The organism is Xanthobacter dioxanivorans, from assembly GCF_016807805.1.
In the GTDB taxonomy this organism is placed as follows: Bacteria; Pseudomonadota; Alphaproteobacteria; order Rhizobiales; family Xanthobacteraceae; genus Xanthobacter; species Xanthobacter dioxanivorans.
Genome location: NZ_CP063362.1, coordinates 5,540,324 through 5,563,847, shown reverse-complemented (window position 1 = coordinate 5,563,847; position 23,524 = coordinate 5,540,324). Strand labels below are relative to the sequence as shown.

At 68.8% G+C, this 23,524-nt stretch carries 20 protein-coding genes and 2 pseudogenes; 11 read left to right on the top strand and 11 right to left on the bottom strand.

Translation table 11 applies throughout. From position 1 onward, the window contains the following. Positions 1 to 222 precede the first annotated feature (222 nt). From EZH22_RS25940 to EZH22_RS25900, 8 genes and pseudogenes are all read left to right on the top strand, one after another. Positions 223 to 1,197 (top strand): LysR family transcriptional regulator, encoded by a 975-nt coding sequence (locus tag EZH22_RS25940; RefSeq protein WP_203193255.1) that lies wholly within the window; start codon positions 223 to 225, stop codon positions 1,195 to 1,197. Positions 1,198 to 1,321: 124 nt separating this feature from the next. After that, positions 1,322 to 2,188 carry an ABC transporter ATP-binding protein gene (locus EZH22_RS25935; RefSeq protein ID WP_203193254.1) on the top strand — a complete coding sequence of 289 codons (867 nt, stop codon included), beginning with the start codon at positions 1,322 to 1,324 and terminating at the stop codon, positions 2,186 to 2,188. Further along, positions 2,185 to 3,069 (top strand): ABC transporter permease, encoded by an 885-nt coding sequence (locus EZH22_RS25930; protein ID WP_203193253.1) that lies wholly within the window; start codon positions 2,185 to 2,187, stop codon positions 3,067 to 3,069. The genes EZH22_RS25935 and EZH22_RS25930 overlap by 4 nt, the downstream gene beginning before the upstream one ends. A gap of 20 nt (positions 3,070 to 3,089) precedes the next feature. Next, a complete protein-coding gene (locus EZH22_RS25925) occupies positions 3,090 to 4,175 on the top strand; it encodes an ABC transporter substrate-binding protein (RefSeq protein WP_203193252.1) in 1,086 nt (361 codons plus the stop codon). A gap of 97 nt (positions 4,176 to 4,272) precedes the next feature. Next, positions 4,273 to 5,253 (top strand): ornithine cyclodeaminase family protein, encoded by a 981-nt coding sequence (locus tag EZH22_RS25920; protein ID WP_203193251.1) that lies wholly within the window; start codon positions 4,273 to 4,275, stop codon positions 5,251 to 5,253. Next, positions 5,250 to 6,988 (top strand): annotated as a pseudogene (locus tag EZH22_RS25915) (CocE/NonD family hydrolase). The gene EZH22_RS25920 and the pseudogene EZH22_RS25915 overlap by 4 nt, the downstream one beginning before the upstream one ends. A gap of 56 nt (positions 6,989 to 7,044) precedes the next feature. After that, a pseudogene (locus tag EZH22_RS33005) lies at positions 7,045 to 8,069 on the top strand (Bug family tripartite tricarboxylate transporter substrate binding protein). 61 nt (positions 8,070 to 8,130) lie between these two features. Continuing rightward, positions 8,131 to 9,294, top strand: a complete 1,164-nt coding sequence (locus tag EZH22_RS25900; RefSeq protein WP_203193248.1) for a serine hydrolase domain-containing protein — start codon at positions 8,131 to 8,133, stop codon at positions 9,292 to 9,294. Positions 9,295 to 9,318: 24 nt separating this feature from the next. Here EZH22_RS25900 and EZH22_RS25895 read toward each other — a convergent pair whose 3' ends face one another. The 9 genes from EZH22_RS25895 to EZH22_RS25855 all read right to left on the bottom strand — a co-directional run bounded on the left by EZH22_RS25895 (position 9,319) and on the right by EZH22_RS25855 (position 19,003). Next, positions 9,319 to 10,488 (bottom strand): ABC transporter ATP-binding protein, encoded by a 1,170-nt coding sequence (locus EZH22_RS25895; RefSeq protein ID WP_203193247.1) that lies wholly within the window; start codon positions 10,486 to 10,488, stop codon positions 9,319 to 9,321. 55 nt (positions 10,489 to 10,543) lie between these two features. Further along, positions 10,544 to 11,365: a carbohydrate ABC transporter permease gene (locus tag EZH22_RS25890; protein WP_203193246.1), complete on the bottom strand. Its 822-nt coding sequence runs from the start codon at positions 11,363 to 11,365 to the stop codon at positions 10,544 to 10,546. 5 nt (positions 11,366 to 11,370) lie between these two features. Next, complete coding sequence (locus EZH22_RS25885; RefSeq protein ID WP_203193245.1) at positions 11,371 to 12,309, bottom strand: carbohydrate ABC transporter permease; 939 nt, start codon at positions 12,307 to 12,309, stop codon at positions 11,371 to 11,373. A gap of 137 nt (positions 12,310 to 12,446) precedes the next feature. After that, a complete protein-coding gene (locus tag EZH22_RS25880; RefSeq protein ID WP_231711155.1) occupies positions 12,447 to 13,685 on the bottom strand; it encodes an ABC transporter substrate-binding protein in 1,239 nt (412 codons plus the stop codon). Between the two features lie 71 nt (positions 13,686 to 13,756). Beyond that, positions 13,757 to 14,950 carry a fumarylacetoacetate hydrolase family protein gene (locus tag EZH22_RS25875; RefSeq protein ID WP_203193243.1) on the bottom strand — a complete coding sequence of 398 codons (1,194 nt, stop codon included), beginning with the start codon at positions 14,948 to 14,950 and terminating at the stop codon, positions 13,757 to 13,759. Positions 14,951 to 14,988: 38 nt separating this feature from the next. Next, positions 14,989 to 15,759, bottom strand: a complete 771-nt coding sequence (locus EZH22_RS25870) for an enoyl-CoA hydratase/isomerase family protein (RefSeq protein WP_203193242.1) — start codon at positions 15,757 to 15,759, stop codon at positions 14,989 to 14,991. 33 nt (positions 15,760 to 15,792) lie between these two features. Then, positions 15,793 to 16,938: an extracellular solute-binding protein gene (locus EZH22_RS25865; protein WP_203193241.1), complete on the bottom strand. Its 1,146-nt coding sequence runs from the start codon at positions 16,936 to 16,938 to the stop codon at positions 15,793 to 15,795. Between the two features lie 10 nt (positions 16,939 to 16,948). Next, the gene (locus EZH22_RS25860) at positions 16,949 to 18,148 is read right to left on the bottom strand and encodes a CaiB/BaiF CoA transferase family protein (RefSeq protein WP_203193240.1); all 1,200 of its coding nucleotides are present in this window, start codon (positions 18,146 to 18,148) and stop codon (positions 16,949 to 16,951) included. A gap of 72 nt (positions 18,149 to 18,220) precedes the next feature. After that, on the bottom strand, positions 18,221 to 19,003 hold the full coding sequence (locus EZH22_RS25855) for an SDR family oxidoreductase (protein ID WP_203193239.1): 783 nt from the start codon (positions 19,001 to 19,003) through the stop codon (positions 18,221 to 18,223). A 380-nt stretch (positions 19,004 to 19,383) separates the two neighbouring features. Here EZH22_RS25855 and EZH22_RS25850 point away from each other — a divergent pair, with 380 nt between their 5' ends. Continuing rightward, positions 19,384 to 20,373, top strand: a complete 990-nt coding sequence (locus EZH22_RS25850; RefSeq protein ID WP_231711154.1) for a LacI family DNA-binding transcriptional regulator — start codon at positions 19,384 to 19,386, stop codon at positions 20,371 to 20,373. 117 nt (positions 20,374 to 20,490) lie between these two features. On the opposite strand, the gene EZH22_RS25845 is transcribed toward EZH22_RS25850, so the two are convergent. Beyond that, positions 20,491 to 21,042, bottom strand: coding sequence for a superoxide dismutase family protein (locus tag EZH22_RS25845; RefSeq protein WP_203193237.1), 552 nt, complete (start codon positions 21,040 to 21,042; stop codon positions 20,491 to 20,493). Positions 21,043 to 21,408: 366 nt separating this feature from the next. Between EZH22_RS25845 and EZH22_RS25840 the strand changes: the two genes are divergently transcribed. Further along, positions 21,409 to 21,819, top strand: coding sequence for a GFA family protein (locus EZH22_RS25840; protein ID WP_203193236.1), 411 nt, complete (start codon positions 21,409 to 21,411; stop codon positions 21,817 to 21,819). Between the two features lie 56 nt (positions 21,820 to 21,875). Here EZH22_RS25840 and EZH22_RS25835 read toward each other — a convergent pair whose 3' ends face one another. Then, complete coding sequence (locus tag EZH22_RS25835) at positions 21,876 to 22,121, bottom strand: BrnA antitoxin family protein (RefSeq protein WP_408647748.1); 246 nt, start codon at positions 22,119 to 22,121, stop codon at positions 21,876 to 21,878. 356 nt (positions 22,122 to 22,477) lie between these two features. Here EZH22_RS25835 and EZH22_RS25830 point away from each other — a divergent pair, with 356 nt between their 5' ends. Then, positions 22,478 to 23,509, top strand: coding sequence for a LacI family DNA-binding transcriptional regulator (locus tag EZH22_RS25830; protein ID WP_203193234.1), 1,032 nt, complete (start codon positions 22,478 to 22,480; stop codon positions 23,507 to 23,509). Positions 23,510 to 23,524 lie beyond the last annotated feature (15 nt).

The following is a 23,524-nucleotide window of genomic DNA, read 5'->3' as shown; positions in this document are numbered from 1 at the left end:
CATGGGCCTGCCTGGTCTGCCTCAGCGGCCGTTTGGAAATTCATCCAGATGGATGGGTGCACGCGGGGGTAGAATTCAGTCCCCCGCCAAAGACTTCAGGCCGCCCCGTTAATCGCCTAGACTCCACCGGGAGAACGCGTTCTCTTCCTTCAAGCCAGAGGCGGAATTTCCGACCAGGCCGATTCAACCTGATCGGATCCGGCTCCGGCGGAGCCCGGCGACATGAACGACAAGCAGCTCGAGTATTTCGTGCAGATCGCCGAGCTCGGCAGTTTCCGTAAGGCGTCGGAGGCGCTGCGCATCGCCCAACCGGCCTTGACGCGGCAGATCCAGAAGCTGGAGGAGGAACTGGGCGTCAAGCTCTTCAGCCGGGGCAGCCGGGGCATCGTGACGACCTCGCCCGGCACGCTTCTGCTGGAGCGTGCGCGGTTCATCCGCCGGCAGGTGGAACAGGCCGCCGCGGACGTGCGGGCGGAAGGCACCGTGCCGAGCGGCGTGGTGACGTTCGGCGCGCCACCGTCCGTCGCCGAAATCTTGTTCCCTGCGCTGTCGAAGACCTATCTCGCTCTCTATCCGCAGGTGAAGCTCTCCTTCATGGAGGGAGTGGGACTGCTGCGGTCCTGGCTGCTCGCGGGGGACCTCGACATTGCGATCCTGCCCAATGTCCGTGACATCCCGGCCCGCCACGTGGGGCTCGAGCACCTGGTGCGCGAGCCGGTCTATGTGGTGGGGCCCGCCGGGCGCTTTCCGCCGGGGGCTGCCTGCAACTGGCGCGACGTGGTCCCGCTGCCGCTCGTTCTCGCCGCCCCGCCGAGCGCGGTGCGCGGCTGGCTCGACCTGAACCTGGCCGCGAGCGGCGAAAAGCCCCACATCGGCATCGAGACCGAGAGCCTCCAGGTGCAGAAGAAGCTGGTCATGGCGGGCCTCGGCTATGCGGTGCTGCCGCATAGCGCGGTTCTGCGCGACTATGAGGCGGGGACGCTGACGCTGTGCCGCGTGGAGGGCTGGCTCATGGACCGCGTCCTCGCCTGGCGCACCGATCGCCCGCTCACGCCGGCAGTGCAGAAGATGATCGAAATGACGCGGGCCGAAATGGCCCGGCTTCAGTCGGAGGGCACGTTCGGCTCGCCGGATTCCGGATCGCCCCTGGCCCGCGCGCGACGTGTCCGGCGCAAGCCGACCCTTCCCGCGAAGTGATGCTTCTACGGCATCATGGGCATAGCACTAAAGTATTGGATGGCATCGCGTCCATCCCCTAGCCTTCCTCCTGTCGTAGCCGGGCTCAGACCCAAGAAAAAAAGCTTCGATAGGGAGAAAACGTATGTCTCTGGAGACGGCACGTCTCGCGGAACGCATCCCCATTCCCTTGCGGAATGAGGTGGAGGCGGAAGATCCCGCGATCCGTATCTCGCACCTCGACAAAGTGTTTCTCACGGTCCGGAACGAGCGCGTGCACGCGCTCTGCGATATTTCCCTCTCCGTGAAGGAGAAGGAGTTCATTACCATCGTCGGGCCGAGCGGCTGCGGGAAGTCCACGCTGCTGAAGATCATGGCCGGCCTCGTCGCCCCGTCTTCCGGCCAGCTGCGCGTGGTGGGTCAGCCGGTGCTGAAGCCGCGCCGGGACATCGGCATGGTGTTCCAGAGCCCGGTCCTGCTGCCCTGGCGCACCGTGCTGGAGAACGTGCTGCTGCCGGCCGAGGTGCAGGGGCTGCCGGCCGCATCATGTCGCGCCCGGGCCCGCGACCTGCTGAAAATGGTGGGTCTTTCCGACTTCGAGAACAAGTATCCCGGCGAACTCTCCGGCGGCATGCAGCAGCGGGCCGCCATCTCGCGCGGGCTCATCTGCGACCCCGCGATCCTGCTCATGGACGAGCCGTTCGGCGCCCTCGACGCCATGACGCGCGAGCAGATGAATCTCGACCTCCAGCGCATCTGGCGCGAAAGCGGGAAGACCATCGTCCTCATCACCCATTCCATTCCGGAGGCGGTGTTCCTCGGCGACCGGGTGGTGGTGATGACGCCGCGGCCCGGCCGCATCGCGCGCATCATCGACGTGCCGCTGCCCCGCCCGCGCGGCCTCGACGCCATGGGGGAGCCGGCATTCGGGCAGCTCTCCAGCGACATCCGGCGCCTGCTCTACAGCCTGAACGACGTGTCGCTGGCGCATGGCGGAGGAGGACTGGGATGACCATCGAGGCCCACCTGGGGCAAGGGGCCGGCGCCGTGCGCCCCGACCTCTCGCCGCGCCCGCTCACCGGCATCCGGCTGCTCCTGCGCACGCGCCCGGAGCTGTTCCTGGCGCCCGCTTTCCTCGTCGCCGTGTTGCTGGCGTGGCAGTTCGGCGTCCAATGGATGGACGTGCCGAGCTACATCCTGCCGCCGCCCAGCGAGGTGCTGTGGGCCCTGTGGAAGGGGCTCGACACCGGCTTCACGGCGCGGGGCGGCTACTGGCTGCATGCCGGCGTCACTCTGATGGAGGTGCTGCTCGGCTTCGTCATCGGCAGCGCCGCGGGGCTGCTGCTCGGCACTATCGTCTCGCAGGTGCGGATCGTCGAGGCGACCTTCAGCCTCTATCTGGTGGCGATCCAGAGCCTGCCGAAGATCGCGCTCGCGCCGATCATCGTGCTGTGGTTCGGCTTCGGCCTCACCTCCAAGGTGGTCATCATCTGCCTTTTGACCTTCTTTCCGCTGATGGTGAACTCCATGGCCGGCTTCAAGGCGGTGGAGCCCGAGCGCATCGAGCTCATGCGCGCCATCGGTGCCAATCCCTGGCAGCTGTTCTGGAAAGTGCGGTTGCCCTCGGCCATGCCGTACATCTTCGCCGGGCTCAACATGGCGGCGGTGTTCGCGGTGGTCGGCGCGGTGGTCGGAGAGTTCGTCGGCGCCCAGCGCGGCCTCGGCGTGCTCATCTTGTCCATGAATGCCTCCATGGACACCGCCGGCACCTTCTCGGTTTTCATCATTCTCTCCCTCATCGGCATCCTGCTCCATGGGCTGCTGCGGCTGGTGGAGCGGCGGGTCCTGTTCTGGAGCGGGCCCGACCGCAGCGCCAATGCCGCCGGAAGCTGAAAGAACAACAGGGGAAACGCATGCTCAACCGTCGCAGCTTCAACGCGCTCATCGGCGCCGCCGGCGCGAGCCTTCTTTGCCCGGCCGTCTCCTTCGCGCAGAACAAGGCGGTGGTGCGCCTCGGCAACGCCGCCGGCATCATCGACCCGCAGCTCGCCTTCATGACCGTCGGCCAGAACCCAAAGGTCGGCACCTACGCCAAGGAAGGCGTGGAGATGGACGTCATCAACATGTCCGGCGCCGGCCAGACCTTGCAGGCGGTGGCCAGCGGCAATGCTGAGACTTCGGCGGTTTCCCCGGTGGCGTTCCTCAATGCCTACGCTAAGAACCAGCGGCTCGACGTGGTGTTTCCCTATTGCTGGTTGCGCGAGCCGCACTGGGGCGTCGGGGTGAAGCCGGACAGCCCGGTGAAGACCCTGTCGGACCTGAAGGGCAGGAAGATCGGCATCCGCAACCAGGGCGATACCGGCTATTTCGGCGCCCGCGCCATGCTGCAGGAGCTGAAGATCGATCCCGACAGCGATGTGGAGTGGGTCTCCATCAGCGAAGGCGGACCCGCCGGTGACGCCATCTATCGTGGACGGGTGGACGCCATGGCGTTCTGGGACGCCAGCTTCGCGCGCATCGAGCTCGCCGGCTTCCCCTTGCGCTACCTGCCCAATACGGACGGCATGAAGCAGCTCTTCGGCAATTCCTACGGGGTGCAGAAATCATCCCTTGGCAAGAACCGCGACACCATGGTGCGCTTCTTCCGCGCCATGGCCAAGTCGACGGTCTATGCCTACGCCAACCTGCCCAATGCCATCCTGCTGCATTGGGAGATCTATCCCGAAAGCAAGCCGAAGGGCCGCAGCGACGAGGAGGCCATGAAGGAGGCGCTCTTCATCCTGAAGTCGCGCGCCGACAAGTGGATGCCCAAGCCCTGGCAGAAGGACCAGCGCTTCGGCGCCCAGTCGGCCGAGCAGTGGCAGGCGCAGGTGGCCTTCGCCGGGCTGCAGGGGGAGGTGAAGGATGTTTCCGGCATCTCCACCAACGATCTGCTGGACGAGATCAACGCCTTCGACAAGGACGCGGTCATCGCCGAGGCGATGGCACTGAAGATCTGACACCGGCGCAGCGCGCCTGACCCCGTTGAATTCCGCGCCCGCAGCTTCGGCGGCGGGCAGACCCCGGCTGTTGCCCCCAGTCCGAGCGTGAGCCCCCATGACCGCGCCCTTGTTCCTCAGCGAAGCCGATGTCCGGGCGCTGGTGGGCGTCGACGACGCAATCCGCGCCCTCGACGCCTGCTTCAGCGCCCCGGCGGAGAGCATCGCCGTCATCCCCCGCCAGCGCGCGCCCCTGCCGGGCGGGCCGTTCCAGATCATGGCCGCCACCTATGCGCCGCGGGTGTTCGGGCTGAAGGCCTATTGCGGCGCGCCGCAGGGCACCTTCTACAACGTCCTGCTTTATTCCTATGCCGACCGCCGTCTCCTGGCGCTGGTCGAGGCGAACCTGCTCAGCCAGATCCGCACCGGCGCCGCGACCGGTCTTGCGACGCGCCTCATGGCGCGGGCCGACGCCCGCAGCCTCGGCATCATCGGCACGGGGAAGCAGGCCTTCTGGCAGGTCGCCGCCATCGCCGTGGTACGGCCCGTGAGCGAGGTGCGGGTGTACGGCCGTGACCGTGAGCGGCGCATCGCGTTCGCGCGGCGCATCGAGGCCGAGCTCGGCATCGCCGCCCGCCCGGTTGAAAGCGCCGAGGCGTGCGTGCGGGGGGCGGACGTGGTCGTCACCATCACCAATGCGAGGGAGCCGGTGTGCCTGTCGCACTGGGTCGCCGAGGGCACCCACGTGAATGCCGCCGGCGCCAATGCCGCCGACCGGCGGGAGGTGGATGGCGACCTGGTGACGCGCGCCGCGCTCCGCGTCACCGACGATCTCGCCCAGGCGCGCGTGGAGGCGGCGGAGTTCCGCGACCTCGCCGATGCCGGAGCCCTGGACTGGGCCGACGTGCGCACCCTTTCGGACCTCCTGCGCGTGCCCCACGAGCGAGCGCCGCAGGACATCACCCTGTTCAAGTCCCTCGGCGTCGCCATCGAGGACGTGGCGCTGGCCGAGGTCGTCTATGCGCGGGCGCTCGCCGAAGGGCGGGGCCGCGCGATCACAAGCGGCTGCGCCGCGACCAAGTCTGGAGAAACGCCATGAGCAGTAAGAGCGAAGTGCGCGACGGCATGCGCATCGACTGGGACGTGCCGATCACCATGGATGACGGCGTGGTACTGCGCGCCGACATCTTCCGCCCCCTCGGGCAGGACAAGGTGCCGGCCATCATGACCTACGGGCCATACGGCAAGGGCCTCGCCTTTCAGGACGGCTACAAGACCGCCTGGGAGATCATGGCGCGGGACTATCCCGATGCGCTGGAGGGCTCCTCCAACATGTACCAGTCATGGGAGGTGGCGGACCCGGAGAAATGGGTGCCGGACGGCTATGCCTGCGTGCGCATCGACAGCCGGGGGCAGGGCGCTCCGAGGGTTTCCTGTCGGTCCACAGCCCGCGGGAAACACAGGACATCTGCGACTGCATCGAGTGGCTCGCCGCCCAGCCCTGGTGCACCGGCAAGGTGGCGATGAACGGCATCTCGTATTTCGCCGCCAACCAGTGGCGCGTGGCGGCGCGGCAGCCGCCGCACCTCGCCGCCATCTGCGTCTGGGAGGGCTTCGCCGACAATTACCGCGACGCCACCCATCACGGCGGCATCCTCTCCGTGTTCCGCAGGAACTGGCAGGACATGCAGGTGAAGACGGTGCAGCACGGCCTTGGCGAACGCGGCCCGAAGAGCCGTGTCACCGGCGAATGGGTCTGCGGGCCGGAAACCCTGCCGGAAGACGAGCTGGCGAAGAACCGCGCCGACATGCCCGGTGACCTGCTGCGCAACCCTCTCGACGGCGACTATTACCGCGCCCTCGGCGGCGACCTTTCCAAGATCACCGTTCCCCTGCTTTCCGCCGCCAACTGGGGCGGGCAGGGGCTGCACCTGCGCGGCAATGTGGAGGGCTTCCTGGCCGCCGCCTCCGAGTACAAATGGCTGGAAGTGCACGGCGGCGCCCACTGGGCCGAGTTCTACACCGACTACGGGCTCGATTTGCAGAAGCGCTTTCTCGGCCACTTCCTCAAGGGGGAGGACACCGGCTGGGACCAGCAGCCGAAGGTGCAGATCCAGGTCCGCCGGCCGGGCGAGACCCGGTTCCAGGTGCGCCATGAGGCGGACTGGCCGCTGCCACGCACGCAGTGGACGCGCTTCTATCTCGATCCCGCCGGGATGGCGCTGACGACGCAGAAGCCTGCCGCCGCCGCGACCCTTGACTACGAGGCCATGGGCGAGGGCGCGACCTTCCTCACCGCGCCGCTTGCGCAGGAGATGGAGATCACCGGCCCCTCCGCAGCCAAGCTCTTCCTCTCCTCTCGCACCGGAGACGCCGACGTCTTTCTCGTGCTGCGCGTGTTCGACCCTCAGGGCGAGGAAGTCGTGTTCTACGGCGCGCTCGACCCGCACACACCCATCGGCCAGGGGTGGCTGCGCGCCTCCCATCGCAAGCTCGACGCGCAGAAGTCGCATCCCTATCGGCCCTATCATCCCCATGACGAGGTCTGGCCGCTGACCCCGGGCGAGAAGGTGGAGCTCGACGTGGAAATCTGGCCGACCTGCATCGTGGTGCCCAAGGGCCACCGCATCGGTCTCACCGTGCTCGGCCGGGACTATGAATGGGCAGGCGCCGCGGCGACACTCTCCAACATGAAGAACCCGATGAAGGGCTGCGGACCTTTCGTCCACGATGATCCGCAGGACCGCCCCATGGACGTATTCGGCGGCGTCAACACGCTGCACTTCGGCCCCGGCGAGGAGCCCTATCTGCTGCTGCCCGTGATTCCGGAGTGAAGATCGCGTCCCGCCCCGGATGCGGGGCGGGACCTTTCGCGGGTCCCGGCAGAAGAATGAACAAAAGGGAGGAAAGACGCATGCCCCAGGTCCATCATTGCCTGAAGGTGCTCGCGCTGCTGATTTTCGGCCTCGCAGCCGGCCCCGCACTCTCGCCCGCTTTGGCCGTCGAGTATCCGACGCGGCCGATCACCATCATCGTTCCCTATGCGCCGGGTGGACCGGGCGACATCGCGGTGCGCATCATCTCCGACCGCATGTCCCAGGTCCTCGGCCAGCCCATCGTCGCAGAAAACGTGCCGGGCGCGGGCGGCATGGTGGGCGCGGCCCGGGCGGCACGTGCCGCGCCGGACGGCTACACCTTGCTGATGCACCAGAACGGCCTTGCCATCGCGCCGGTGCTCTATCCCAAGCAGGCGGTGGATGTGGCCAGGGACCTGACGGCGGTGGGGCTGGTCAACGCCTCCTATTCCTTCCTCGTCGGCAGTCCGAAAATCCCAGCGAAGACCTTTCCGGAGCTGGTCGCGTGGATGCGCGGGCCCGGGAAGCCCGCCAAGTTCGCCCATCCCGGCATCGGCACCCTGGCACACCTACAGGCCATCATGCTGGCCCGGGCGGTGGACGTCGAGGTCACCTTCATCGGCTACAAGGGGGCGGACAGGCCATGAGCGACATCGTGGGCGGTCATTCGGATCTGGTCTGGGCGGCGGCCGCCACCTCCTCCGAGCTGATTGCCGCGGGGAAGATCACCGGCTTCGGTTATGGCTCGCCACGCCGCTTTCCGAAGCTTCCCGACATTCCCACGTTCGGGGAACTGGGCCATCCGGAGCTCGACATCCGCTTCTGGCAGGCGCTGTTCGCCCCCGCCGGCACGCCGAAGCCCGTGGTCGACAGGCTCAACGCCGCCTTGCGCGAGACGCTGGCCGACGAAAGGGTGAAGGCGACCTATGCAGAGCGCGGGGTCGAGGCCTTTCCCGCCGACGAACTCTCTCCGGAGGCCGCCAATGCCTTCGTCGCCGCCGAGCTGAAGAAATGGCGCGCCGTCATCGTGGACGCCAAGATCGATGCGGAAGCGAACTGAACGCCGTTTGAGCCGGTCCGCCGGTGTTTCAAGACATCTCTGAAAAATCAGGGGAAGAAACGTGGAAGATACCAGCATCCGCATCGAGGGCACGTGCAGCCCGGAATTTGCCGCCGTGCGCGCCGCATTCGAGGAGAACTTCCGCCGTCGCGGCGAACTCGGCGCGGCGGTGTGCGTCTACAAGGACGGGCAGAAGGCGGTGGACCTGTGGGGCGGCCACACGGACACGGAAAAAACGCAGCCGTGGCGCCCCGACACCATCGTCATCATGAACTCGGTGGCCAAGAGTATGACCGCCCTGTGTACGCACGTGCTCATCGACCGCGGGCTCGTCGACTTCGATGCACCCGTCGCCGATTACTGGCCCGAATTCGCCCAGGCCGGCAAGGAGAAGGTGCTGGTGCGGCACGTCCTGTCGCACACGGACGGGGTCATCTTCTGTGATGCTGCGCCGCCCGGATCGTGGTTCGACTGGGCCACCCACATCAAGGCGCTGGAGGTGCAGGCGCCGGCCTGGGAGCCGGGCACGAAGGGCGCCTACAACTCGATCAATATCGGCTTCCTGCTGGGCGAGATCATCCGCCGCGTCACGGACAAGAGCGTCGGGACCTTCCTGCGCGAGGCGATCACAGAGCCGCTCGAGGCTGATTATCACATCGGCCTCAGGCCGGACGAGATCGCCCGCGTCAGCGACATGCACCGCAATCCGAACAACGGCTTCTTCGCCGTGGCGCAGGATCCCTCGACGCCCCTCGGCCGGGCGTTCAGGTCGGCGCCGCCCATCGGCTACTTCCAGAACTGCCGCGAGATCCGCGAGATCGAGGTGCCGTCCTTCGGCGGTCACGGCAATGCCCGGGCGGTGGCGCGCATCTATGCCGCCCTTGCCGGCGACGGCATGGTGGACGGCGTGCGCATCCTCTCGCCGCAGGCGGTGGAGCGGGCGTCGGCGCTGGTCTGGGAGGACGACTGCATCATGACCCAGCGGCGCCTGCGCATGGGCTACGGCTTCATGCACAACGAGCCGGAGACCGCGCCCATGGGCCCCAACCTGGCGGCGTTCGGCCATACCGGCACCGGCGGAGCCTTCGCCTGGTGTGACCGCGAGCGCAACCTCGCCTTTGCCTACTGCCCGAACTTCCAGCGCGAGGGGCCCGGCATCGGCCCGCGCGGGGCAGCGGTTGCCGTCGCCGCCGGCGGTGGTGCCCCGCCGAGCTGGCTGGCCTAGAGCCGGATCCCTTCCGGGCGGGGATCAGGCGCGGGTCACATTCCCGCCGACCCGCACGCCGCTGGTCCGATCGAACAGCGAAAAGGCGGCGAGGTCGCAGGCGATGCCGATGGTGTCGCCCGGCCGATGCTCGGTGTAGCCGGGCAGGGTCAGCATCACCTCGCGGGTCAGCGCGCCGTCGTCGTCGTGGGCGGTCTTGACGCCGGCGAGCGTCACCCCCACCAGCGATTCCGCACCGATATGCTCGACCAGGGAGATGGTGCCCGCGAGGGTGCCGGCCATGCTCGGTGCCGTGAGCCGCAGCACGTTGGGGCGAAGCCCGAGCCAGACCGGGCCGGAGGCGGGATGCTCCGCGCCGACGGGAAGGGGGAGGGACACCGGACCCACCTTCACCGCGCCACCGGCCACCTCCGCTTCGATCAGGTTCATGGGTGGGGTGCCGATGAAGCGGGCCACATAGGTGTTGGCCGGCCGTTCGTAGATCTCGCGCGGAGTACCGAACTGCTGGAGCGCGCCGTCCTTGAGGAGGGCGATGCGCGTGCCCATGGTCATCGCCTCGATCTGGTCGTGGGTGACATAGACGAAGTCGCCCCCCACCCGCTGGTGCAACTGGATGATCTCGGCCCGCATGGCCGTGCGCAGCTTGGCGTCGAGGTTGGAGAGCGGCTCGTCCATGAGGAAGGCGGCGGGTTGGCGCACCATGGCGCGCCCGAGGGCCACGCGCTGGCGCTGGCCGCCGGAAAGGGTGCGCGGATAGCGGTCGAGCATCTTGGTGAGCGCCAGCATCTCCGCGGTGCGCTCCACTTTCTCGCGGACCTGCGGGCTGTTCTCGATGCGCCGCTTGGCGATGGCGCCCACCACCGGCAGGTGGAACCACCAGCGGTGCTGGCGCATGATCAGCGGGAAAGCGATGTTCCGCCGTACGCTCATGTGCGGATAGAGGGCATAGGACTGGAACACGAAGGCCATGTCCCGCTCGCTCGGCGGCAGGTGGTCCACCCGGTTGCCGGCGAGGTGGATCTCCCCGCTCGACACGGTTTCGAGCCCCGCGATCATGCGCAGGATGGTGGACTTGCCGCAGCCGGAGGGGCCGAGCAGCACCAGGAATTCGTCGTCGCCCACCTCGATGTTGATGTTGTCGATGACCTTGAGGGCCTCGAACGACTTGGAGATATTCGCGAGCCTGAGCGCCATAAAGCTTCTCCGGAAAACGGGTGTCGGCGGCGATGCGTGGCTTGAAGCGCGCGCATCAGCCCTTGACGCCGCCGGCCGTCATGCCGGCGACCACGTAGCGTTGGACGAACAGATAGAAGACCACCGCGGGCAGGGTGTAGATGAAGCCCACCGCCATCACCGTGTGGACCGGTGTCGACAGCTCGCCCACGAAGCTGGCAAGGCCCACCGAGGCGGTGCGCAGCCGGTCGTCGCTGATGAAGGTCTGGGCGAAGACGTATTCGTTCCAGCCATGGAAGAAGGCGATCACCGCCGCCGCCGCCAGCGTCGGCGCGATGAGCGGCACCACCACCGCCAGCACGATGCCGAGCCGCGAGCAGCCGTCCATGCGCGCCGCCTCCTCGATCTCGGCGGGCACCGCGTCGATGGCGCCCTTGAGGATCCAGGTCACCACCGGCACGGTGAAGGCGGCATTGGCCAGGATCAGGCCGAGCAGCGTGTTGAGCAGGCCGGCTTTGGCGAAGATGTCGTAGAGCGGCACCACCAGCATCGCCTCGGGCAGCATCTGCGTCAGGAACAAGGTGAAGCCGAACAGCAGCATGCCCGGAAACTTGAGCCGCGAGAGGGCGTAGGCCGGCAGCACCGCGAGCAGGATCGACAGCACTGTGGTGCCCACCGCCACCACGATGGAATTCAACAGCCACTGCCGCAGCGAGGTGCCGGTGAGCGCATCGAGATAGACCGACAGCTGCGAGAAGTCAGGCAGCACTTGCGGCGAGGCCGAGAACAGCCGCCCGGACGGCGTCAGCGAGGTGACGAACATCCAGTAGAGGGGAAAGGCGGCGACCCCGAGCAGAGCGAGCACCGCCGCGGCGTGGAAGGGATGGAAGCGGGCCATGGCGCTCACCGCTTTCCGCTGGCCGCTTCCGCGCGCCGGGACGCCCAGAAGTAGACGAGGGTGACCAGGATGGCGACCGCGAGGCCGACCACGCCGACCGCCGCCGCGCGGCCGAGGTCGAGATAGACGAAGGCCCGCCGGTAGAGATCGATGACGAGGGTGTTGGTCTCCCCCAGCGGGCCGCCCTGGGTCATGATCCAGATGACGTCGAAGCGGCGCAGCGACCACACGGTGACGAGGAGTGCCAGCAGCGCGACGGTGGGCCGGATGGTGGGCCACACCACCGCCTTGAACACGCTGAAGCGGTCCGCACCATCGATGACGGCGGCTTCACGCAGCTCCGAGGGCACCCCCTGCAATGCGGCAAGGATCACCACGGCCGAGAACGGGAAGATCTGCCAGAGGGTGGTGATGAGGATCGCCGGCAGCGCGTAGGCCGGCTCGTCCAGCCAGTTGATGCCACCGGTGGAGAAGCCGAGCGCCTGCGACACGCGGCTGAACAGGCCGTACTGGGCGTTGTAGAGCCACACGAAGATGAGGGCGGCGGCCACCGGCGGCGCGGCCCAGGGGATGGTGACGAGGGCGCGGGCGATGCCGCGGCCGCGGAACGGACGGTCGAGCAGCAGCGCCGCGCCGAGGCCGAGGGCGATGGAGCCGGCAACGCAGATGAGCGTATAGACCACCGTGACGCGCAGTGCCTGGTGGAATTCGGGATCGGTCAGCAAGTCGCGGTAGTTGGCGAGGCCGACGAAGGTCTGCCGCGAGGGATCGAGCAGCGAGGTGGAGGTGACGCTCAGATATAGCTGCTGCGCCAGCGGATAGAACTGGAACGCGAGCAGATAGAGCACCACGGGCGCGACGAAGGCCGCCGCCACCCAGCGGCCCGGGTCCGGCGCTGCGTTCCGTTCTGCGGCCTTCGGCCGGCGCTGTGTCAGGCTCGTCATGGATCTCGATCCGGTGCGGAGGGAAACGGGCCGGCGCCGGCGTCCGCGCGGCGCTGGCCCGAGTGGTCTTGTGCCGGCGGCGGTCTTCGACCGATGCCGCGTGGAGACGCGCGAGCGCCGCGCGGAGCCCCCCGGTGCTACTGGCCGAGCACGCGGGTGGTGACGAGGCGCTGTGCCTCGTCCATGGCGACCTTGGGCGCGACGCCGCCCTGCAGCACCTTCAGCACTTGCTGCACGACGATCTGCTGGATTTCCGGCGCCTTGGTCTCCAGGCCCTGGGGCAAGGCCGGGACGGAATAGGGCGTCTGCGCGTCGTAGACCTTCAGCCAGGGCATGGCCTCCAGTTCCGCCTTGGTGCGCTCGACCACGGTGGCGACGTTGGCGGCGCCAAGCAGGGTCTGCAGTTCCTGCTGCTGCTGGGGCTGCAGCGCCCAGCGCAGGAACTTCACCGCCGCGTCCTTGACCTTGGTGTTGGCGTTGATGGTGGCGGGCGCGAGGATCATGCCCTGCTCGCGGTGCGGGAAGGGCGAGTGCGCCGCGCTGATCGGGTGGGCCTTGCCCTCGGAGGTGAGGATGGTGGCGACGCCGCCATTGTCGATCTCCATCGCCACCTTGCCTTCCCAGAACATGCGCCGGTAGGTGGCCGCATCCGTGCCCTTCGGGGTCACGCTTGCGTCATAGACCTGCTTGTAGGCGGCGATGCCGGCCACCACCTCGGGGCTGTTGAAGGTGGGCGTTCCGTCGGGCTTCGACCAACGGCCGCCGAAGCCGTAGACGAAATTTGTAAGATCGTACCACATGCCGCCGCGCTCGGCCATGGTGGCGCGGAAGGCGTAGCCGTAATTGCCATCCTTGGTGGCGGCTTTCGCGGCGGCGAGGAACTCCTCGAAGCTTTTCGGCGCCTTGCCCTCGGGCAGCAGGGCGGCATTGTAGACGAGGGCGTAGTTGGCGGTGTCGAAGGCGACGCCGTAGCGCTTCCCGCCCACGCTCATGTACTTGTCGGCGCTGGTGAACTTGTAGTCGGCGTCGGTGATGAAGCCGTCCCATGGCAGCACCGATTTCGCCGCCACCGCCGCATAGAATTCCGGCAGGTCGAAGCGGATCACGTCCGGTCCGCCGCCGCCGCCCATCTGGGTGAAGATGGTGGAGGCGAAGGAGGAGAACGGGATGGTGATCGGCTTCACCTCCACGTCCGGATTCTCCTTGTTGAACCGCTCGATCCAGGCCCTGAGGCGGTCGCCGCGGCCGACCTCGGCGAAATGCGAGGCGGCGAACGTCACTACCGCCTTGGTCTGGGCGCAGGCCGGGCCGGCCGCGAGCAGGGCGCCGGCGGCGGCGATCGAGGCGAGGGGGGCAAGCAGGGTACGTATCGTCATCCGTATCTCCTCCATTTTCTTGTTTCAGCTTGGCGTTTTATTTTCAGATATTTGAGCGGAGCCTCTGTCGCTCAGAGCAGGCCGCGCCCCGCGAGATTGCGCATGAGGTCGGAGGCGCCGAAATCCCACGGCGCGCAGTCGGCGCAGTGTCGCACCCGGTTGGACAGCGCGCCGAGCGCCGGCGTGGCGATGGTCACCACGTCGCCCACCTTGTGGGTGAAGCCCTCGCCCGGCCGGTCGCGGTCCTGCACGGGGGCGAACATGGTGCCGAGCAGCAGCACGAACCCGTCGGGATAATGGTGGTTCTCCGACAGGGTCGCCGCCGCCAGCTCCACCGGATCGCGGCTGATCTGCCGCATGGAGCTCGACCCTTCCAGGCGGAAGCCGTCCGGTCCCTCGACGGTGAGGCCGAGGTCCGCCGCCCGCACGTCGTCGAGGCTGAAGCCGGCGTCGAACAGGCGCACGAAGGGGCCGATGGAGCAACTGGCGTTGTTATCCTTGGCGCGGCCGAGCAGTAGCGCCGAGCGGCCCTCCACGTCGCGCAGGTTCATGTCATTGGCCAGCGTCGCGCCGACGATGGCGCCGCGCGAGGTGACGAGGATCGCCACCTCCGGCTCGGGATTGTTCCACACCGAGCTCGGCAGGATGCCCACATGCGCGCCCGTGCCCACCGAGGACAGGGGCTGGCCCTTGGTGAAGATCTCCGCGTCCGGCCCGATGCCCACTTCCAGATACTGGGACCACATGCCTCGCGCGATCAGCGCCTCCTTCACGTCAAGAGCGGCGGGCGAGCCGGGCTTCAGCGCCGAGAGGTCGGTGCCGATGAGGCGCGTGATGTCGGCGCGGATGGCCTGCGCCTTGTCCGGTGCGCCGCGCGCCTGCTCCTCGATGACGCGCTCCAGCAGGCTGGTGACGAAGGTGACGCCCGACGCCTTCACCGCTTGAAGGTCGATGGGGGACAGGAGAAAGGGCGCGTCGCCGCGCCGCCTGGCCTCGTCGGACTGGGCGAGCAGGTCGGCGATGCTCCCGATGGGTGTGCCGGGAAGGTCACGCGCAAGGCCCGCCGGGTCCTCGCTCTCCGCCAGGTCGCGCACGGTGGGGGTGGCGCGCGAAGTGATGTCGATCACCGCGCCGCCGCGCACGGTGACCACGCACGGGCCGATGCCGGGTCGCCAGGCGCGGCCCACGAGGACCGGTTCGCGGCCGCCCGCGCCGGGCGCGGGTAAAGCGTGCTTCGGATCAAGGATGAGGGCGGATTCCGTCATGGCCGGTCTTTCGTTTGCCTGTGTTCCCTGCGCCGAACTCATTTGCGCCGGAACACCGGCTGCCGCTTCTCCTTGAACGCCGCGCGGCCCTCGGCGGCGTCGGCGGTGGCGAAGCAAATGGTCTGCAAGTCCCGTTCATAGGCTATGGCCTGCTCCACGGGCAAAGCGTGGGCGGCGGCGAGATTGAGCTTCGCCGTTTCCGCCGCGATGGGCGCGCGGCTGGCGATCACCGCGGCAATCGCGTGGGCGCGGTCGAGCAGCCCCTCCTGCGGCACCACCTCGCTCACGAGGCCCCAGGCGAGCGCCTTGGCGGCATCGATGGGGTCGCCGGTGAGGATCATCAGCGCGGCGTTCGAGGCGCCGATGGCATGGGACAGGAAGGCGGCGACGCCGCCCCCGCCGATCCAGCCGAGCTTGATCTCCGGCGCGGCGAACTGGGCATTGTCGGAGCAGATGCGCACATCGCAGCTCATGGCGGTTTCCAGGCCGCCGCCGAAGGCATAGCCGTTCACCGCGGCGATGGAGGGCTTGCGCAGCCGCCGGATCGCATCGCAATAGTCCTCCCGGTTGCGGAAGTTCCACGCCGTGTCATAGCGGTCGAGTTCGCGGATGTCGGAGCCGCAGCAGAAGGCCTTGGGACCGGCGCCGGTGAGCACCACGCAGCGTATGTCGTCGTCGGCGTTGCACCGCTCCACGGCGGCGATGAGCGCGCTCGCCATCTCCGGCGTCACCGCGTTCAGCTTCTGCGGCCGGTTGAGGGCGATCGTGGCGACGTAGCCGTCGGTGGAGAAGGTGATCTCTTCGGTCATCGGGCGTTCCTGAAAAGGCGGCTCTGGGAGCGCTTATCGTTCGGTTCCGGGGGTGCGGCTCAGCGCATAGCGCGCGGCGAGGTCGGCGAGGATGTCGCGGTGCGGCCGGCCTGCCGCGAGGCCCTGCCGCAGAATCTGGGCGGCCTCCGCCTGGAAGGCGATATAGCCGTCATGGCGCGGGCGCACATAGGCCTGCTCCAGCGTGTCGGCCGTGTCCGCGTAGAAATGGCCCCAGCGGGCATTCACCCCCGCGTCGTGCCAGGCGGCGCGGCGGCTCGGCTGGCCGTCATGGGTCGGGATGAAGGAGACCTGCGCCTCGGCGCCCAGCAGCCAGCGCAGGTGGTCGAGCAGTTCCGGCGTGACCTGGCAGCGGCGCGAGATGCCGATGCCGGTGCCGCCGAGGGTGGAGCCCGGCCGGCCCCCGGGCGTGGCGCGCGGCGCGTTCGAGAAGGCGATGGCCTTGGCGCCGGCATCGGCTGGCGCGGCGTAGTTCACATAGCCGTAGACCAGCGGGCAGAGCGCCACGTCGTCGTGCGTTGCCATGTGGGCCAGGAGGCCGATGGGATTCTTGCCCCGCACCCCATCCGGCGTGCGGGCGGCGAGGCGGGCCATCAGGTCGAGCACTTTCTCGCCCACGTCCGGCGAGACCAGCACGTCGGGGTCCGCCATCGCCGGCGGTTCGCCGAAGGCGGTCGCCATGGACAGGAAGGTGAGGCAGGCATGCGGGCCGGCGAGTGAGAGCGCCACCGGCGCATGCGCGGACAGGGCCTCCACCTCGTCCCAGGTGGCGGGCGCCGGGCCTTCGAGGAGGTCCGCGCGGCGGGCCATCACCTGCGTCGCCGCATCGAGCGGCAGCGCCCAGTGGCTGCCGGCGAAACGGTAGCTCGACAGGCTCGGGCCGATGCTCTCCCGCGCCAGAGCCGCGATCTCAGCCTCCGGAAACAGCTCTTCCAGCGGCACCAGGCAGCCCTTGGCCACCGCTTCCCCCACATGGGGATGATCCAGCACCACGAGGTCGTATCGGGCGCACAGGTCGCCGATGGGGTGGGCCTCGAAGCCTTCCAGCGGCTGCCTGTCCCAGGAGATGGCGAGCCCGTTCGCCGGATCGAGCGCCGCTGCGGCTGCGGCCAGCGCAGTGTAGCCGCGCGGGTGGTCCCAGGTGAGGGCGTGGTAGCGCATGGTCGCCCCGTCAGCTTTCCGCCACGGCGCCGGAGGCGATGAGGCGGTCGATGTCGGTGGGGGAATAGCCTGCGTCGGCGAGCACCTGGCGGCTGTGCTCGCCGGCGAGCGGCGCCCCGCGCGCGACGCTGGAGGGGGTCTTCGAGAACTTGATGGGGAAGCCCGGGGTCGTCACGCGGCCTTCGGTAGGGTGATCGTAGGTCACGAAGGTGCCATTCTCGGCGATCTGCGGATCCTTCAAAAGCTCGTCGTAGCCGTAGACCGGCCCGGCCCAGATATCGTGCGCGCGGAACAGGTCGAGCCACGCGGCGGTGGTCTTCGTGGTGAGCCTGGCGCGGGTTTTCGCGAAGATCTCGTCGCGCTGCGCCCAGCTGTCCACCTCGTCATTCATGGTGAGGAAGGAAGGCTCGCCGATGAGCTCGCCGAGAAGCCTCAGGGAAGGGAAGGCGAGGATGAGGAAGCCGTCGGCGGTGGCGAAGGCGCCATAGGGCGCGCGGATATAGACGTGGGCATGCGGCTCGGCCGAGCGCACCTGCGGCTTGCCGGCCACCGTGAACACCGACAATTCCTGCATCTGCAGGGTGGTGATGGCGTCGAGCATGTTGACCTGAACGAGCTGGCCCTCGCCCGTGCGCTCGCGGTGGAGGAGGGCGGCAAGCACGCCCTCGAAGGCGGTGTAGGCGGTGACCGCATCCACCAGATACTGGCCCGCCGGGGTCGGCGGCTCGTCGGCGCGGCCGGCGGAGAGCATCGCCCCGGACATGCCTTGGAGCAGCAGGTCCTGCCCCGGCCGGTCCTTGTAGGGGCCGGTCTCGCCGTAGCCGGAGATGGAGCAGTAGACGAGCTTCGGATTGATGGCCGAGAGCGTTTCGTAGTCCACGCCGAGGCGCTTGGCGACGCCGGGGCGATAGTTCTGCAGGAACACGTCGGCGGTCTTGACGAGTTCGAGCAGCGCCGCCTTGCCGTCGGCCGACTTGAGGTCCACCGCCAGCGACCGCTTGTTGCGGTTGAGGGAGAGAAACGAGACGTTGATGCGGTTACCGCCGGCCCCTCCGGCGGAGACGTGGCGCTGCCACTCGCCGGTCACCGGTTCCACCTTCACCACGTCGGCGCCGAGATCGCCGAGGCGCTGGGCCGCGAACGGGCCGGCCATGGCGATCGAGCAGTCGAGCACGCGATACCCGCTCAGAACGTTGTGCTTACTGTCCATGCCTCGTCTTCCTTGCGGTCCGCGCGGAGCGGACGGTGGGCGTTCCGGTGGTGGCGAAAGATGCCGCCGCACCTATGGGATGGCTGCGGCCGGCTCCGGCCGGGCCGGTGTGGGGTCGATGAAGTTTCGGTTCCAGGTGGGGCTGATCAGGATCTCGTTGACGCATACCCGCGCGGGCATCTCGGCGACGGCGCGGATCATCCGGGCGACATCCTCCGGCCGGAGCAGGCGGGCGACTTCCTCCGGCGGAGGCGGCGCAGCGCGCTGGTTCAGAAGATCGGTCGCCACCTCTCCCGGCATCACCACGCAGGCGCGGATGCCGTTGGCGCATTCCTCCATGTTCAGCGACTGGCCGAGCGCGAGGAGCGCGTGCTTGGTGGCATTGTAGGCCGGCCCGCCGAGCTTCACCGCATGGCGCCCGGCCCAGGAGGAGACGATGACCACGAGCCCGTCGCCCGCCGCGCGCATGGCGGGCAGGACGGCGGCGGTGGCATACATGACGCCGCTCAGGTTCACGCCGACGATGGTGTCCCAGGCGGCGGTGTCGAGGGTGGCGAAGGAGCGGTTCGGCACGTTGAGGCCGGCGCTCGCCACCAGGATGTCGATGCGCCCGCGGGCCGCGCGGATCCCGTCGGCGACGCGGAGGGCGGCATCGGCGTCGGCAACGTCGAGGGGGGCGGCATCCGCCGATCCGCCGGCGGCGCGGATGCCTTGCGCCACCCGCTCCAGCTCGACCTGGCGGCGGCCGGAGACGACGACGTGCGCGCCGGCCCGGGCCAACGCTCCGGCGGTCGCTTCACCGATGCCGCTGCCGCCGCCGGTGACCCAGGCGACTTTTCCTCCGAGCCCGATCATGCCCGTGCCCGCCTCTCCCATGCCGGCGGTGGCACATGGCACCGCCCGCGGCTCTTCTCCCGGAGAGGGTCCCCGGGGTTCTGCATCGATTGTAAAGTGACCGCTAACGTGAGCGATAACACGGGTGTCGAGCTCTCCGCAAGCCTCTTTCGGGACGGCTGTGGATGAGCGGTAACGTGAGCGCGATCACTCCAGTCGTTGCAAGCTTTCGGCCGGGACGTGTCTTGCGCCCGATGGCGCGCGCGGGCATCAAGGGGGGAACAGGACGTAAGGTCGGTTTGCGCGGCCGAGGCAGGGGTTGGGGCAACGTGTCAGAGAACGGGCCGGGGTCGGCGAAGAAATCCACCTCCCAGCGCAGGTCGGCAACGCGGGCCGTCACCATGGCGGACGTCGCCCGGGCTGCCGGCGTGTCGACGCAGACCGTCTCGCGCGCATTGCGCGACCCGCGCAGCGTGGGGCCCGACACCCTCGATCGCATCGAGACCGCCGTGCGCGAGACGCACTACGTGCAGAATTTCGCGGCGAGCCACCTCGCCTCCAACCGCTCCATGACGGTGGCGGCGATCATCCCCACCATCTCCGCCTCGATCTTCGCCGACACCATACAGGGCCTCACCGACGTGCTGCTGCCGGAGGGCTACCAGGTGTTCCTCGGCCATACCGACTACACCCCGGCGCGCGAGGAGGCCCTGGTCCGCTCTCTCGCGGGGCGCCGCCCCGACGGTTTCTTCATCATCGGCACCCGCCACACCCAGGAAGCGACGGAAATCCTCAAGCGCACCGGCATGCCCGTGGTGGAAAGCTGGAGCTGGACCAGCCGGCCGGTCGACCTTCTCGTCGGCTTCTCCAACCACGCCGCCATCATGAGCGTCGTGGACCATCTCGTGGCCGGCGGCTACCGGCGGCTCACCTTCGCCGGCATGGTGCGGCCGGGCGACCACCGGGCGAAGGACCGCCTCAAGGGCTTCATCGATGCCCACGCGCGGCACTTTCCCGGGCAGGCCACGCGCGTGGTGACCGCCGCGAGTGGTGCCATGGAGATGGAGCGGGGGGTCGAACTCCTTCATCGGGTGCGCGAGACCCATCCCGAGACGGATGCGATCGTCTTCGCCAGCGACGTGCTCGCGGCCGGGGCCGTGCTGAAGTGCGGCGCCCTCGGCATCCGCGTGCCGGACGACCTCGCCATCACCGGATTCGGCGACTACGACATCGCCGCCCATCTCACGCCGGCCCTGACGACGGTGGCCATCGCCAGCCGCAGGATCGGCATGGAGGCCGCCCGCCTGCTGCTTCAGCGCATGCACGGCCAGGCCGTGGAGGCGAAGATGGTGGATGTGGGCTTCGAGCTTCTCGTGCGGGGCAGCACCTGAGGGACGGGGCGCGCGGCCCTTTCCAGCGGCGCAGCCATCGCACGCGCCCGGACAGGACAACGGCCGGCGGGTCCCTCCCGCCGGCCGCGCCACACAACTATGTCAAAGCAGCCCGTGTCAGGACTTGAACGCGGCGCAGGCGATGCGGGCCCCGGCGCCGCCGATGGGCTGGGTGGTGTGGTCGTCCGGGCTGGCGTGCACCAAAAGGGCGAAGCCATCCGCATCGAGCAGGCCGTTCGCGCCCGTAAGGCCGGTCGGGCTCGTCACTTCCGCCGAGACCGAGCCGTCGGCGACGGCGAAGATGTTGGGCAGGTCGCCGTCGTCGGGGCCGTTGGGGTTGAGCAGGCCATGCGCCTTGCCGCCGTGGTTCACGTGCGCCTTGGACGCCAGGAACTTGTCGACATCCGAGCAGTCTCCGACCGCATGGAAGTGGATGCCATGCCAGCCGGGCGGGATGGCGCCGGGCTGCAGGACCAGGCGGACGATGGTGACGCGGTCGTTGCCGGTGGCTGTGACCGTGCCGATGGTCTTGCCGTCATTGCCCACCACGTTGCCCTTCACGACCGTGGGTGCGGGCGTGGCGGGTGCGGCGGCAGGCGCCTGGGCCAGAGCGGCGGGAGCGCCGGCGATGAGGGCCGAAGCGACGAAGAGCCATTTCCTCGAGACCATGGAGCTTGTCCCTTTTTCCAAGCCCGCGCCGGGCGCCTGCGCCGCAGGCCGGACGATGCGGGCTCCTTCTTGCGTTTCGCGGCGGTCTCACCGCCCGGCTCGATTCGATCCGAGCGGTGATCCGGATCCAGCGGGTTGCACGGTACGCGCCTCCCCGGCGTGGGGGAACCGCTATCGGCGGCCGCGGGGCTCGACCTCGTCGCCGCCGCGTCATCGGCGGTTTCAAAGTTGCGTGACGAACGGGGCGCCGATCGCCTCGGCCGGGCGCGGCCGGGTGTCTTGGCCGCACCGGAGGCTCGACTCCCGGGGGCGCCCGTCCCACGATGGCTTCTTTCCGGATCCGGTTTCAGGGAGGCCCGAGGCGCGATGATCACGGGTGGATGCTTGTGCGGTGCCGTTCGCTTTCGCGTGCCGTCAGCGCCCGTTTCGGCACGTGTGTGCTGGTGCAGGCTCTGTCAGAAAATCGGCGCAGGCAGCGGAACGGTGAATGCCGTCTTCGAGAAGCAGGGGCTCCAGGTGGAGGGAGACCTGACCGACTATGAAAGCGTAGCCGACAGCGGCAACCGCATGCACCGGCGCTTCTGTCGCGTCTGTGGAACCCCGGTCTTCAGCGAATCGGAGGCCAGGCCCGATCTGGTCCTCATACGGGTCGGCGCCCTCGACGATCCCGAAGTCGCAAGGCCCGCCGCAACCATCTGGGTCAACAGCGCACCCACCTGGGCCTGCATCGATGCGGGCTTGCCGACGGTCGAGCAGCAGCCCCCGCCCAGTCCATAGCGTGCGTCATGCGGCAGGAGGAGGCCCGTTCTTCGCGATGAAGGCGGCGCCTCGCCTCACGGCTTGGTTTCGATGATCTTCCGCAGGGCCGCATTGATTCGCTCCTGCCATCCCGGGCCGCCCGCCTGGAAATGCTCCAGCACGTCACGGTCGATGCGGAGCGAGACCATTTCCCGCGCATTGGGAATGACCGGTGCCGGCGGCGGCGCCTCGACCGGCTTTGCCGTCACCGACTTGAACGCGGCTTCCGCGGTGTCCCGGGCCGAACCCCCGGTTCGACGAAATGGTGGTTTCTGCATCAGTGGTTTCCCTTGCGCGCTCTGCGCATCCGCAGCCGAATCCCCGGCCCTTCGCCCTTCTCTGCGAGGAAGACCATGCAGGTGGCCCCCAAGGCAATACGGATCTTGGTCGTGGGGGTGGTTCGCCGCAGCGGCGGCTGCGTGAGGCGGGCCGCGACCTGTCGGCCCTCCTCACGCGCGATGGCTATGTCCGGGTGGCGGTTCCGGCCATGCAGGCGGGCGCGTCCGCCTGCATCGAGAAGCCGGTCGGACGCACGGACTTGCGCGCCAGCGTCGAGCGGGCCCTCAAACAGCACGGGTCCGGGGGCGGGCGTGAGCGTGCTTTTGGCAGGCGCCGGCTTGTGAGATATTCGTCGCCAATGGCTCGACAGGATCAGCAGCGCCTCGCCTCGCCAGCGACCCTCGCCGACGTGGCGCGCGTTGCGGGCGTGGACATGTCCACCGCCTCCCGCGTGCTGCGCGGCGACAGCGCCCAGCGCGTGCGGGAGGAGACGCGCGACCGCATCATCAAGGTCGCCGAGGAATTGGCCTACCGTCCCAATTCCCTCGCCCGCGGCCTGCGCACGGCGCGCACTTACACCCTGGGCATGGTCGTGCCGCAGCTGGACAATCCGGTGTTCGCGGCGGCCATCCGGGGGGCGGAGCTGGCGGCGACGGCGCTCGGCTATTCGCTGCTCATCTCCCATCGCGAGCCGGGCGCCACCGCCACCACCATCGCCAAGCTGTCCCAGACCAACCGCGTGGACGGATTGCTCGTCGCCAGCCTCGACGACGACGCTGTGCTCCGCACGGATCTGGCCGCGGCACAGGTGCCGTTCGTGTTGATGAACCGCGTGCTGCCCGGCGCGCCGCTCTCCGTGGTGCTGGATAGCCGGGCCGCCGCCCGCAAGGCGGTGGACCACCTGGTCGGCCTCGGCCACCGGCGCATCGCCCACCTTGCCGGTCGCGACCAGGGCTTCAACGCCGCCCAGCGCCTGGAAGGCTATCGCGACGGGCTCGCGGCGGCCGGCATCGGCTTCGACGAGGCCCTCGTCGCCATCGCCGGCTACACCGCCGAGGGCGGCGCCGAGGCCATGCGCCAGCTCATGCCGCAGAAACCCACGGCGGTGCTCGCCGCGACCCTCGTCTCCGCGGCTGGCGCCATGTCGGAACTGCACGCCGCCGGCTGGCGCATCCCGCAGGACATCTCGGTCGCCGGGTTGCATGATGCGCCCGTGGCCCGGCTGCTTTATCCGAGCCTGACCACGGTGATGATGCCCACCGAGGAGATGGGCCGCCTGGCTGCCACCCTGCTGGTGCGCCGCCTCGCCGGCGAGCACCCCGTCCCGGTCCCGCCGCTGCCTCCGGGCGCGCTCATCGCCCGCGCATCTACCGGCCCCGTTCCGCGCTGAATTTTACCGCTTGAC